Origin of the sequence: Phenylobacterium sp. (assembly GCF_044358365.1) — a bacterium.
GTDB lineage: Bacteria > Pseudomonadota > Alphaproteobacteria > Caulobacterales > Caulobacteraceae > Phenylobacterium.
Genome location: NZ_JBIKNZ010000020.1, coordinates 1 through 12,364 on the forward strand (window position 1 = coordinate 1; position 12,364 = coordinate 12,364).

Sequence of the window (12,364 nt, forward strand, 5' to 3'; positions counted from 1 at the left end):
TTTGCGGTCGGCGACCGGGTGGTGGGCGAGATGGGCTGGACCGAGATGGGTGTCATGGCCGCCCCAGAGACCCGCCGGGTCTCGCGGGATCTGCCGGCGGCGGCGCATCTGGGGGTGCTGGGCATGCCGGGTCTGACGGCCTGGGCGGGCGTGACGCAGCTGGCGAAGGTGGGGGCCGGAGACATCTTCAGCGTCGACGCGGCGGCTGGGCCGGTGGGCGGCACAGCTGGACAGATCGCCCGCAACCTCGGCGCGCGCACTGTGGGCCTGGCCGGTGGTGCAGAAAAATGCGCGCTGCTGACCGACGTCTACGGCTTCGATGCGGCGATCGACTACCGCCGGGCGGACTGGACCGAAGCCTTTGCAACGGCGACGGCGCCGGGGCCCACAGCACACTTCGAGAATGTCGGGCTGTCGATCCTTATGCCGGCGATGCAGCGGCTACAGACCTATGGCCGGGTGGTGCTGTGCGGGATGGCCGAGCACTACCACGCCGATGCGCCCCCGGCGCAGATGCCTGTGGGTATGGTCATCGGCAAGCGCGCAGCCATGCTGGGCCTGGTGGTCTATGACTTCTATCCGCGCTGGTCGGAGTGGGTGGAGTTGGCGCGGCCCTGGATTGCCGAGGGCAAGCTGGTGTCGGTGGATGACGTCAGCGAGGGCGTGGCGAGCGCGCCGGAGCAGTTCGCCCGGCTGATGCGCGGCGAAAATCGCGGCAAGGCGCTGGTACGGATGTCGGAAGCAGGATGAGCGGGTCTCGCCATTTCGCGGTCGTCGAAGGGCGAGAAGTTCTCTATCGCCGTTTCGGCGAGGGCCCGGCGGTGTTCGTGCTGCATGGATCGCCCCAGGCGTCCCGGGCGGTGATCGCCGTGGCCGAGGCCTGCGCCGCGCGGGGCCTGTGCGCCATCGCGCCGGATACGCCTGGCGCCGGGATGTCCGATCCCTTGCCGGGTGAGCGCCCGACGAGCGCCGACTATGGGCGACATCTTCGCGGGCTCGCCGATGTGCTGGGCCTGAAGCGTGTGGGCCTCTACGGGTTCCACACCGGCGCGGCGACGGCGTGCGCGTTCGCAGGCCTCTTTCCCGACCGCACGGCGGCGGTGGCGCTGGAGGGCCTGCCGGCCTGGACCGAGGACGAGCGCGCCGACTTCACCGCCAACTATCTACCCAGCTTTCAACCGTCCTGGGACGGGTCGCACATGGCCTGGCTGTGGGCGCGGATGGAGGAGCAGGTGCTGTTCTTCCCCTGGAGTTCGCCAACGCCCGGCGCGCGGATGCGCTATCCGGTAACGCCGAAGGAGGGCGTCCACGCCAACTGCATGGACCTGCTGGACGCCGGCGACGCCTATCGGGCGGTCTATCAGGCGGCGTTCGATTTTCGACTGGCGGACTGGCTGCCGCGGCTGGTAGCGCCGGCGTTGATCGCCACGACAGAGTTCGATGTGCTGCGTGCGCATCTGGATCGGCCTGAGATGGAGGGTCTGGGACGGGCGTTCGCGGGACTGCCCGAGATCCAGGCCGCCTGTGCCGACCATCTGGCGGCGCATCCTGGCGCGGCGGCATCCCCGGCGCCGGTTCTGACGGATCGAGGTTTCGTGGCCGTGGGCGCCGAGGCGCTGGCCTGGCGGGCTTCAGGGGCCCCCGGTCAGCCGGTGCTTCGGCTGCACGCAGCGGGCGACCTGTCGACGCCGCCGACCCCGGACGAGGGGCCGGTGATCACACTTGACCTGCCGGGACATGGGCTCTCCGCCGAAGGCTGGAAGGCGCCGCCGACTGGGCTGGAGGGCTGGACGGACGCTGTCGCCGCTGCCCTCGACGGGCTGGGCCTCCGTGAGCTGACGGCGGAAGGGGAGGGAATTGGTGGACGGATCGCGCTCGCACTCCATCGCCGCAATCGCGTGATGGCGGCGCGGGCGACAGGCCCGGGGGGCGGACCGCCACCGGAAGCAGACTTCGGTTCCGTGTCGCTGACGCCGGAGTGGGACGGCGCCCACCTGGTGCGCGCCTGTCGTATCGCCCGCTGGGAGCGGCTTTACGCCCCCTGGCATGATCGCACGCCGGCGCGGGCCAGGGCGCCGTTCGACACTCTGGATCCAGTGAGCATTCACGCGCGGGCCGTCAGCCTGCTGAAGGCGCATGACCGTTGGCTGGCGGCGGCGCGGATAGAGGCCCAGACGGACTGAACGTCAATCTGCGGGCGTCGCGTTGAACACCCGGTATCGGCCCAGAAGAAGCAACAAGGCCGCCCCTAGCACCAGCAGGCCTGCCGACAGCATCAGCGGGCTGTCGTAGTTGCCGTTGGCGTCGAAGGCCCGGCCAAACACGACGGGCCCGATCCCGGCGCCGAGCGCGAAGAAGCCGTACAGGCTGCCGTAAATTGCGCCATAGCTCTTCAGGCCGAAGTAGCGCGCGACCAGGAAGGCCATCAGGTCGTACTCCACGCCTGCGGCGAAGCCGATCAGGAAGATCGAACCGGCCGCCGTGGCGTAGGTGAGGTCGCCGTGGGCGAACATCCAGCAAGCCAGGGCGGGCGCCGCCAGCATTACAAACGCGATTCCCGGGGCCCAGAACCGGTCTATCAGCCAGCCGCCGACCACGCGGCCGACGATCACCGACAGGCCGATCAGCGACACCAGGCTCACCACCTCGGATCCGGAAAAGCCGGCGGTCTTGACGATGTTTTCCATGTTGGGGATCGGTCCGCCGACGGCAAAACTGATCGGCACAAAGGCGACGGCCAGCACCCAGAAGCGCCAGGTCTTCAGCGTCTCTGGAAAGGTCAGGCCGGGCGTTGCTGCGGCGCGTAGAGCGGCGTTATCGCGGCGTTCGACGGCGGTCTGGCGACGGTCGCCGACGTCATGAAAGGCGAACCAGGCCACCGGCAGGGCCAGTACAAGCGGCAGGGCGCCGACCGCGATATAGGCGGCGCGCCAGCCGTAGGCGTCGATCATGAAGGCGGTGAAAGGCTTCACCAGAAATCCGAAGACACCGGTGCCCAGCAGCGACAGACCGAGCGCGAAGCCCTTTCGCGTCTCGAACCGGTTGTTCACCGCCCGGGTCCAGGTGATCGGCAGGGTGCCGGCGCCGAGCACGGCCATGATCGCCCAGTTGGCGTAGAAGAAGCGGATATCGCCCGGGTTGGCGGCGAACGCCATGAAGCTGAAGGCAAAGAGGATCAACGAGATCAGGGCGATGGGGCGCACGCCCACGCGGTCGGCGAGAAACCCCACTGCCGGGCTTGCCAGCAACACCGCGAAGGTCATGATCGGCAGACCGGCCATGATATCGCCGAACGCCCAGCCGAACTCGCGGGCCAGCTCCGGCGCCAGCATGCCGATGGTGTAGAAGGGCACGGGAGACAGACCCAGCCCGATGCCGAGCATCGAGGCGAGCACGACCGGCCAGCCGGTCCTGAACTCCGAATAGCCCTTGCCCTCTGCCACGTCGCTGCCCCTTAATGGTATAGAATTAGATCATTTGCGCTCGCTTCTGCGGCGCTGGCAAGAGGCGCCCATGACCGTTGATGACGAACCCCCTACGGTCGAACGCCATGACAGTCCGCTCTACCTGATCATCTGCCGCGATGGTCCCGGAGCACGGTTGGCGCGGGCGGAGAAACTGGATGGGCACCTGCGTCATGTGGAGGTGAACTGGCGGCGCTATGTGCTGGCTGGACCGCTGCGACAGCCGGGGTCACAGCCGCTGATCGGGTCGTACTTCCTGGTGCGCGCCACCGACGCGGACGATGCCAGGGCGCTGATGTCGGGCGACCCTTATGTCTCCAGCGGGATGTACGCGACGATGGAGGTGCTGGAGGCTACGGCGTCCATTGGCCTCTATCTTGGCGGCAAGATCTGGGAGAGCGCCGACGCTATCCGCGACAAGGCTGCGGGCTGATGGGCAACCGGGCCGCGCTGGCGGCGGTGTTCCCGTCCATCCTGCGTCATGAGGGGCGCTGGACCGGGACTTATACGCACCTGGATGAGAACGCTGCTCAGATCGACCGGCACGGCAGCGAGGTGGTCTTTGCGTTTCCGGACACGGGGCCGTTCGCCTACATCCAGCAGAACCGGTTCGTCTGGCCCGATGGCCGGGAGGTTTCAGCAAAGCTGGAAGGCGAACTGCGCGGCGACCGGCTCTGGTGGGACGCCGCCACGTTCTGCGGCTGGGCCTGGGAGACGAAAGAGGGGCTGATCCTGCTGGATCTCGAACGCAAGGATGAGCCGGGCGCGCGGTTCTACGAGATCATCGTGACCGCGCCGGATGGTAGAAGCCGGGCGCGAACCTGGCACTGGATCCGGGACGGTCGCCTCTTCAAGCGCACGCTCTGCGATGAGGTGAAGCGAGACTGACCTGACTGGACGTGGCGGCTCACGGGGACGGGAGCGGTCAGCGATCCGGCAGCGTCCCCAGTCCTGACTTGCGAGAGCGGCCACTTTGCGATTTGTTCGGACAAATTTCTGAAAGGCCAGGGCGTGCTGCACAGATCCATTCGCGGGACCATTGTCTACACCTCGAAGAAGCCGGAGATGCTGAACCAGCGTCGCGGCTTCGAGGACTTCCGCTTCACCCACCATACCGACGGCAAGACCACCCTGCGCGCCCACTGCTGCATCGAGGAGCCGGACCCGGCGGTGATGCGCGACATCGTCTATTCGCTGGACGAACACGGTAAGCCCATGGACTGCCATGTCCGGCTGACGGTGGGCGACCGGTTCATGGGTTCGGGCTGGTTCCGGTTCGGTCCGGGTTTCGTGGAATGTGAGTCCTACGGCCCCTCCATCGGCCGCCTGTCGCAGCGGGTGGAACTTGACGGGCCGATCGACGGGATGGGCACGCACCCGGTCGTGGCCGACGGATATCTGCTGGCCAAACTGGGCCTGGAAGCCACGCCCGGCCAGGCACGCACGGTCCGGGTCAAGGTACCGTCGCCAGACCATCGCGGCGCCAGCCCGCCGATGATCGCCGAGGTCAACATCGGGGTGGTGTTCCTCAAGCGCGAAACCATCACGGTGGCGGCGGGCACATTCGCCGCCCGGCATTTCCAGTTCGTCGACGACGGAGCCAGTGGCATGGCGGGAACCCATCCGCCCTATGACGTATGGATCACCGACGACGCCGACGGCGTCATGCTGCAGGGCGGGGTCGGCGGCTATATGCAGACCTGGTACGAGCTTACGCAGCTTGAGCGGGGGTAGGGAGCCGGCCGGGGTCACGACTTGCTGTTGACCGGTGTTCCGGTCTTCTGGCTCCTGCGGCGTAACGTCGCGTTCGTCCCTGGCCCGAGGCTTCCGTGAGTTTCGCACTGCCCTATCTGATCTTCCTGGGCGACGCCCAGACCGACCTTGACGCCAAGACCGCCTTCGCCGCGGGCGCGCGCTCTCTGCTGATCGGGGTGGCGCCCGTGGGCGGCCATATCAATCCGAAGTGGATCCCGGCGCTGGTGCAGGCCCTGGAGGCGGGGCTCGATATCGTCAGCGGCATGCACACCCGTCTGGAGTCGGTACCGGAGATCGCCGAGGCTGCACGCCGGACCGGTCGCACCCTGCACAACGTGCGGCATGGTGAAACCGCGTTCCCGGTGGGGACCGGCCAGAAACGCCCGGGCAAGCGCCTGCTGGCCGTCGGCGCCGACTGCGCCCTGGGCAAGAAGTATACGACACTGGCGCTCGCCCGCGCCTTCCAGGCGGCTGGCCACAAGGCCACTTTCCGCGCCACCGGCCAGACGGGGATCATGATCAGCGGCGCCGGGGTGGCGATCGACGCCGTGGTGGCCGACTTCCTGGCGGGCGCGGCCGAGACCCTGTCGCCGGCCAATGACCCCGACCATTGGGACATCATCGAGGGGCAGGGCTCCCTGGTGCATCCGGGCTACGCCGGCGTTTCGCTGGGCCTGCTGCACGGCTCGCAGCCCGACGCCCTGGTGCTGTGCCATGACCCCTTCCGGACCGAGATCGACGAATATCCGGGGTTCATGATCCCGCCGCTGTCCACGGTGATCAACCTCAACGTCCAGATGGCGCGACGCACCAACCCGGCGGCGAAGTGCGTGGCGATCGCGCTGAACACCTCGTCCGTCAGCCGCGAGGAAGGCGCCGCGATCCTGCGCGATTGCGAACAGGCAGAGGGGCTTCCCTGCTTTGACCCGATGCGGTCTGATCTGGGGCCGATTGTCGCGGGCATTGTCGCGGCATGCTGAGGCTGGAGCTCTCGCGGGTCAGCTGGCCCATGCGTACGCCCTTCAGGATTTCGCGCATCACCGAGACGCAGACTGATTGCGTGCATGTGGTCCTCACCGACGCGCAGGGACATCGGGGCTGCGGCGAGGCCATCGGGGTGGACTATGCCGGCGAGACCCAGGCCACACTGATCGCCCAGCTCGAGGCTGTTCGCGACCAGATCGAGGCGGGGGTTTCCCGCGCGCAGGCGCAGTTGCTGCTGCCCTCCGGCGGCGCCCGAAACGCGCTGGACTGTGCGCTATGGGACCTGCAGGCCAAGCAGTCCGGCGTCCCGGCCTGGCGGGCCGCTGGCCTCGGCAGCTGCCGGCCGGTCGAGACGGCCTACACCTGCGGGATGATGGACGAGGCGGCGCTGCGACAGATGGCGCGGGACCGCAGTCTGGACCCTGTGCGGATCGTCCATGAGGAGCTGCCCCAATCGCGGCTGATTGTCGACCCGAACGAGGCCTGGGGCGAGGCGGAGCTACGCCGGTTCGCCGGTTCATTTCAGGCGCTGAATGTCGCCCTGCTGGAGCAGCCGGTGGCCGCCGGTGAGGATGACATCCTGCGCGGCCTGAACCTGCCTGTCCCGGTCGCGGCGGACGAGGCGTTTGATGACCGGGCGAACCTCGCGGCGCTGGCCGGAAAACACCAGGTGCTCAACATCAAGCTCGACAAGACCGGCGGGCTGACCGAGGCGCTCGCCTGCGCCCGCTCGGGTCTGGCTCAGGGATATCGGCTGATGATCGGCTGCATGGCCGGCAGCTCACTGTCCATGGCGCCGGCGGTGCTGGTGGCGCAGCTCTGTGACTTCGTCGACCTGGACGGCCCGCTGTTGCAGGCTGGCGATGTGGCGAACCCGATAGGGTACCTCGAGGGTCGGATCGGCGCGCCGACCCCGGTCCTCTGGGGATGAGCCTGCAAACCACCAGCCGCAATGCGCCAAGTTGGCTCTCCGAAGTCAGATCGTCATCTGAATGTCACGCCTGCGACATGGCCGGCAGTCAACGGTGAAGATCGACAAGGCTTCTGGCAGAAGAGGCTTGAGGCGACATACCCATGGGTCGATCACTCCTGATAGCTATGACCGGCGTCGCGGTGCTGGCTGTCGCCGCCTGTGGCAAACCCGCGCAGCCGGATGCCGGCGGTTGGCGCAGCGGTATCAAGGAAGTCCGCATGGCGGTCAGCGGCACCAATGACGACCCCATGCTGGTCAAGCGTCGCAGCGTCTATCGGGAGCATCTGACCGCCGCGCTCGGCCTTCCGGTCAAACTCTACGAATCCTCGGACTACAACGGGGTTATCCAGGCGCTCTCGTCGGGTCAGGTCGATCTTGCCCAGATCGCCGGTGGCGGCTACGCTAATGTCGACGCCCAGGTCGGCAGCCTGGTCGCCCCGATCCTGACACCGCGTCAGGCCGAGGGGGAGACAGGTTACTATTCCGCACTGGTCGTCCGGGCCGACAGCCCCATCAAGTCGCTGGCCGACATGAAAGGCAAGTCTCTCGGGTACGTGGATTTCAACTCTACGTCTGGCTACCTGGTGCCGAGGTCGAAGTTCCGCGAACAGGGTCTGGATCCGGACACCTACTTCGGCAAGACCTCCTTCGCAGGCGGGCACACACAGGCTGTAATGGCCCTGTCCAACGGCCAGTTCGACGCCGCGGTGCTTCAGGCCACCGGCGGGGATCCAGAGCACGGTTTCACGCGTGGCGCCCTTCACTCCATGGCCCGTCGGGGTTTCATCAACCTCAAGGACTTCAGGATCATCTGGACAGCGGGGCCGATCCCCAGCGACGCGGTCGTAGTCCGGACTGACCGGCCGCAGCCGATGATCGATCTGGCGCGTGGGGCCCTGGCTTCGCTCCCTTACGACGATCCGGAACTGTGGACCGATATCGGCCAGTTGGACGGCTCGACCTACACCTCGGTCAACCGGGATCACTACAAGGACATCATCGCCTTGAGAGCCGCAGACATCACCCAGCGTCGCAGTGCGGGCGGTCGGCCTTGAAGCGGCTCCGGGTCGCCCTTCTGGCCCTGGCGTGCCTGGCCGCCACAGGGGCCGGTGCGCCGTCGTCGACGCTCCGGGTCGCAGCCCTGACCGGGGCGTCCGGCGCCTGTGCGGCGCCTGCTGCGTCGCTCCCGGCGGGAGAACGCGCCTATTACGACCATCTCGCAAAGCGCCTCGATGTCACGGTTCTGCGGTGTCCGTTGACTGATGCGACGGCTGCGGCCAAGGCGCTTGCGGCGAATGAGATCGATCTTGCCGTGCTGGACCCCGCCGCTTTCGCACCGGTCCAGGCCACGACGCGGGCGATCCTGACGGTTCGATCCCAGGGCGGATTGAACAGGATCCCGGTGGTGCTGGGGGTAAAGGCGACAAGTCCGTTCAAGACGCTGGCAGACCTTCGCGGGAAATCCCTGGCGTTTGGCGGCAGCACGCCGGCTGCGATGAGCCTGCCGAAGCTGGCGCTGTCCCAGCGCGACGCCCCGTCTGCGTTCTGGGGCCGCGAGCTGGTCGCCGTGGACGGGGATGCGGCGGTTTCGGACCTGCGGGCAAACAAGGCTGACGCCATGGTGCTTCATGCTGCGGCCTGGCAACGACTTTGTTTTCAGAAGTCGCCCAAGGAGGCGGCGCCCTGCGCTGATCTTCGCATCATTACAAAGATCCGGCCCCAGGCCGACCGCGCCATTGTCGTGCGGCGAGATATCGCCGACGAGACCCGGTATCGCCTGATCGGCCTCCACATGCCCATGCATCTGGAGAATGCGGCAGCCTTCGCATGGGCGACCTCCTGGTCGCCGAAAGCAGCGGAGTTTCAACCCGCCGAACCCCTCGCGCTGGTGGCGACGCGTTGAGCGAGACCTCGTCCGCAGTAACGGCGTTCGAAGCGCTACGCCGGCAAACGCTGCGTCGTCAGCGACTGCAGACCCTGGCCGGGCTCCTGATCTTCTCGGCGATTCTCCTGATCTCGTTCCAGCGCAGCCAGTTCTTCTCCTCGGATATCGGCGACGATCCGCTGGGGCGGATCGGCGAGTTTCTCAATCGGATGATACCGGACCTGAAGGGCGAGGCCCTGCTGGCGGATCGTCGCACCGAAGGGTCATTGGCCTGGTGGTACTATGACCTGCCGCGCTGGCTGCGGCTGGGTTGGCAGACAGTGGAAATGGCCATCGTCGCCACGATCCTGGGCGCCATCGGCGGATTGCTGGCCTCCTTCCTGTGCGCGAGAAACCTGATGCCGATCGCGGCCGTGCGGTTCACGGTCCGTCGCACGCTTGAGGCCATTCGAACGCTGCCCGATCTTGTGCTGGCCCTGATCCTGGTGGCGGCCTTCGGCGCCGGCCCGCTCGCCGGCGTCATTACGCTGGCTGTGTCGACCATGGGCAGTCTCGGCAAGCTGTTCTCCGAGATCAACGAGGAGGTCGATCCGCGTCAGCTCGAAGGCATGAGAGCTTCTGGCGCCGGCTATGCCGCAATGATCCGCTACGGCGTCGTGCCGCAGGTGCTTCCCAACTACACCTCCTACGCCCTGATCCGGCTGGAAGGGAATCTGGCCGGTGCGGCCGCCCTGGGCATTGTTGGCGCCGGGGGGATCGGCATCGAACTGCAGCGGGCCATCACCTACACGGAGTTCGACACCTATCTGGCGATACTGCTGCTGATCGTCGGGATGATCTTCCTGATCGACATCGCGTCGGAAGCCATCCGGCATCGCCTCATCGGATTGGGGGAAAGCCGGTGAACCCGGGTCAGCTTGCCCGCGCGCGCCAGGTCGCACCCGATGCCTTGCAGCCCAACTGGCGTCGACGCTTGATCAACTGGGCTCTTGCGGTCGCCGCCGCCGCAGCGTTCGTGGCGATGTGTGTCGACCTGCAACTGGCGCCGGCGTCGGTGCTCTCGGGCTTTGGAAAACTCGCAGTTTTCCTTGCGAACTCGATGCCGCCCTCGGACGGCGGCGATCTGCCGCGAATTCTGACGGCCCTGGCCGAGACCTTCGCCATGGCGCTCGCGGGAACGGTGATCGCGACGCTTGTCGCCCTGCCGCTGGGTGTCATCGGCGCCAAGACTGTGGTGGGCCAGCCGGTGTTGCACTTCGTGTTTCGCCGGTCGCTCGACTGGTTTCGCGGCGTGCCGTCTCTGGTGTGGGCGCTGATCCTGGTTTCGGCCTTCGGACTGGGTCCGTTCGGCGGGGTGATTGCCCTGGCGCTGGCGGACATTCCCAGCCTGGCTAAGCTGTTTTCCGAGGCGATCGAGAATGCTGACGAAAAACCACTGGACGGGGTTCGCGCGGCCGGCGTTTCACCGCTGATGGCCCTGCGCTATGGGCTGGCGCCCCAGGTTGTTCCGGTGATGGCCAGTCAGGTGCTGTTCTTCCTGGAGAGCAACTTCCGCAACGCCGCCGTGCTCGGGATCGTGGGCGCAGGCGGCATCGGCTTCGAGCTTGAAGAGCGCATCCGCATCTTCGCCTTCGATCAGGTGGTTTTCATCATCGGCCTGTACATGATCTGTGTCGCTGCTCTGGACATGGTGTCGCAATCGCTGCGGCAGCGGCTGGCCTGAAGCAAGCCCGGTGCGACAAATCGGGCCAGGGTGCTGATCGTCGTCACGGGGGCGTCACGCTGAAGTCATGCGGCGGGACTACGGTTGGGGACGGACGAGAACCCCGGAGTCCCAATGCTTGAGCTGCATGGCGTCACCAAGAGATTCGGCGATACCCTCGCCGTCGACAATGTGAGTTTCAGCTGCCAGCGAGGCGAGCTGGTCGGGATCATCGGGCGCTCGGGCGCGGGGAAATCCACCCTGCTCAGGATGGTCAACCGGCTCACGGATCCGACGGATGGACACATCAGCTGGGACGGGCGCGACGTCAGCCGCCTGAACGGCGCGGCGCTCCGGCAATGGCGCCGGCGCTGCGCCATGATCTTCCAGCAATTCAATCTCTGCCCTCGCCTGGACGTGATCACCAATGTGCTGGTGGGGGTGGTGGCAGAACGTCCCCTGGCGAGTTCGCTGATGAAGTTCTTTCCGGCCGCTGACCGCGCGCGCGCCATCCTGGAACTGGACGCGCTGGACATGGCGCACGCGGCCTTGCAGCGGGCCGGGACGCTCTCGGGCGGTCAGCAGCAGCGTGTCGCCATTGCGCGCGCCATGCTGCAGGAACCGGAACTGGTTCTGGCAGACGAGCCGGTCGCCTCACTGGACCCCGTCAACGCCGAGGTGGTGATGGATGCGCTCCAGAAGATCTGCCGCGAGCGCAATGTTCCGGTGATCGTCAATCTCCACAGTCTGGAGATTGCACGGCGCTACTGCACCCGCATTGTGGCGATGTCCAAGGGCGCGATTGTGTTTGACGGACCGCCTGCTGGCTTGACCCAGACCGTGCTGGACCGGGTCTACGCTGGACGTATGACGCCCGAGACGGCGCCCTTCAGCATCGTTGAAGCTGCCTGATGGTCCTGCGCCTGGCGGATCGCCCCCTCGAACCCGGTGATCTCTACTTTGATCGCTATCTCCATGCCGGGCCTGAAGAAATCCGGGACGCAGCGTTCCCATCGGTGCACGCGGACGCTCAGGTCCACGACTCGGTCATGGGCCCCTGGACCCGCGTTGGCGCCCGCACCAGCCTGTCGGAAGTGGTGATCGGCGCCTACAGCTATATCGTAAACGACTCCTCGGCTGCCTACACCGAGATCGGCAAGTTCTGTTCGATCGCGCGGGACGTCCGGATCAATCCGGGCAACCATCCCACATGGCGGGCGGCGCAGCATCACTTCAGCTATCGCGCCCGGTCGTATGGTCTGGGTCCAACGGACGATGATGAGTTCTTCGAGTGGCGACGTTCCCATGCGGTGACCCTCGGTCACGACGTGTGGCTTGGTCACGGGGTGACGGTGCTGCCGGGCGTGTCCATCGGAACCGGATCGGTTGTCGGCGCGGGCGCGGTCGTCTCCAAGGATGTTCCCCCCTTCACCATCGTGGCCGGCGTACCGTCCAAGCCGATCCGGGAACGCTTCCCCAAAGCCGTCCAGGATGGTCTGCTGGCGATCAGTTGGTGGGACTGGAGCCATGACCGGCTGTCCGACGCCCTTGAGGACTTCAGAACCCTTGATGCTGACGCCTTCGTCGAAAAGCACAGCTGA

At 66.7% G+C, this 12,364-nt stretch carries 14 protein-coding genes; 13 read left to right on the top strand and 1 reads right to left on the bottom strand.

From position 1 onward, the window contains the following. Positions 1 to 750, top strand: a 750-nt coding sequence (locus tag ACIQ3B_RS07685; protein WP_397401248.1) for a zinc-binding dehydrogenase, incomplete at its 5' end; no start/stop codon positions are given. Further along, positions 747 to 2,183: an alpha/beta fold hydrolase gene (locus ACIQ3B_RS07690; RefSeq protein WP_397401250.1), complete on the top strand. Its 1,437-nt coding sequence runs from the start codon at positions 747 to 749 to the stop codon at positions 2,181 to 2,183. The genes ACIQ3B_RS07685 and ACIQ3B_RS07690, both read left to right, overlap by 4 nt. Positions 2,184 to 2,186: 3 nt before the next feature. On the opposite strand, the gene ACIQ3B_RS07695 is transcribed toward ACIQ3B_RS07690, so the two are convergent. Beyond that, entirely contained in the window at positions 2,187 to 3,443 is a 1,257-nt protein-coding gene (locus ACIQ3B_RS07695; protein WP_397401252.1) for an MFS transporter, read from the bottom strand. Positions 3,444 to 3,513: 70 nt separating this feature from the next. Here ACIQ3B_RS07695 and ACIQ3B_RS07700 point away from each other — a divergent pair, with 70 nt between their 5' ends. The 11 genes from ACIQ3B_RS07700 to ACIQ3B_RS07750 all read left to right on the top strand — a co-directional run bounded on the left by ACIQ3B_RS07700 (position 3,514) and on the right by ACIQ3B_RS07750 (position 12,364). After that, a complete protein-coding gene (locus tag ACIQ3B_RS07700; RefSeq protein ID WP_397401254.1) occupies positions 3,514 to 3,897 on the top strand; it encodes a YciI family protein in 384 nt (127 codons plus the stop codon). Further along, entirely contained in the window at positions 3,897 to 4,352 is a 456-nt protein-coding gene (locus ACIQ3B_RS07705; RefSeq protein WP_397401256.1) for a hypothetical protein, read from the top strand. Before ACIQ3B_RS07700 ends, ACIQ3B_RS07705 begins: the two co-directional genes overlap by 1 nt. Before the next feature lie 123 nt (positions 4,353 to 4,475). Next, on the top strand, positions 4,476 to 5,198 hold the full coding sequence (locus ACIQ3B_RS07710; RefSeq protein ID WP_397401258.1) for a hypothetical protein: 723 nt from the start codon (positions 4,476 to 4,478) through the stop codon (positions 5,196 to 5,198). Positions 5,199 to 5,293: 95 nt separating this feature from the next. Beyond that, the gene (locus ACIQ3B_RS07715; RefSeq protein WP_397401260.1) at positions 5,294 to 6,199 is read left to right on the top strand and encodes a DUF1611 domain-containing protein; all 906 of its coding nucleotides are present in this window, start codon (positions 5,294 to 5,296) and stop codon (positions 6,197 to 6,199) included. Next, positions 6,193 to 7,134 carry a dipeptide epimerase gene (locus ACIQ3B_RS07720; protein ID WP_397401262.1) on the top strand — a complete coding sequence of 314 codons (942 nt, stop codon included), beginning with the start codon at positions 6,193 to 6,195 and terminating at the stop codon, positions 7,132 to 7,134. Before ACIQ3B_RS07715 ends, ACIQ3B_RS07720 begins: the two co-directional genes overlap by 7 nt. Before the next feature lie 143 nt (positions 7,135 to 7,277). Further along, entirely contained in the window at positions 7,278 to 8,231 is a 954-nt protein-coding gene (phnD, locus tag ACIQ3B_RS07725) for a phosphate/phosphite/phosphonate ABC transporter substrate-binding protein (protein WP_397401264.1), read from the top strand. Further along, entirely contained in the window at positions 8,228 to 9,079 is an 852-nt protein-coding gene (locus ACIQ3B_RS07730) for a PhnD/SsuA/transferrin family substrate-binding protein (RefSeq protein ID WP_397401265.1), read from the top strand. Before phnD ends, ACIQ3B_RS07730 begins: the two co-directional genes overlap by 4 nt. Continuing rightward, positions 9,076 to 9,966 (top strand): phosphonate ABC transporter, permease protein PhnE, encoded by an 891-nt coding sequence (gene phnE, locus ACIQ3B_RS07735; RefSeq protein WP_397401267.1) that lies wholly within the window; start codon positions 9,076 to 9,078, stop codon positions 9,964 to 9,966. The genes ACIQ3B_RS07730 and phnE (ACIQ3B_RS07735) overlap by 4 nt, the downstream gene beginning before the upstream one ends. Then, positions 9,963 to 10,784 (top strand): phosphonate ABC transporter, permease protein PhnE, encoded by an 822-nt coding sequence (phnE, locus tag ACIQ3B_RS07740; RefSeq protein ID WP_397401269.1) that lies wholly within the window; start codon positions 9,963 to 9,965, stop codon positions 10,782 to 10,784. The genes phnE (ACIQ3B_RS07735) and phnE (ACIQ3B_RS07740) overlap by 4 nt, the downstream gene beginning before the upstream one ends. Positions 10,785 to 10,898: 114 nt before the next feature. Beyond that, positions 10,899 to 11,675 carry a phosphonate ABC transporter ATP-binding protein gene (gene phnC, locus ACIQ3B_RS07745; RefSeq protein ID WP_397401271.1) on the top strand — a complete coding sequence of 259 codons (777 nt, stop codon included), beginning with the start codon at positions 10,899 to 10,901 and terminating at the stop codon, positions 11,673 to 11,675. Continuing rightward, a complete protein-coding gene (locus ACIQ3B_RS07750; protein ID WP_397401273.1) occupies positions 11,675 to 12,364 on the top strand; it encodes a hypothetical protein in 690 nt (229 codons plus the stop codon). Before phnC ends, ACIQ3B_RS07750 begins: the two co-directional genes overlap by 1 nt.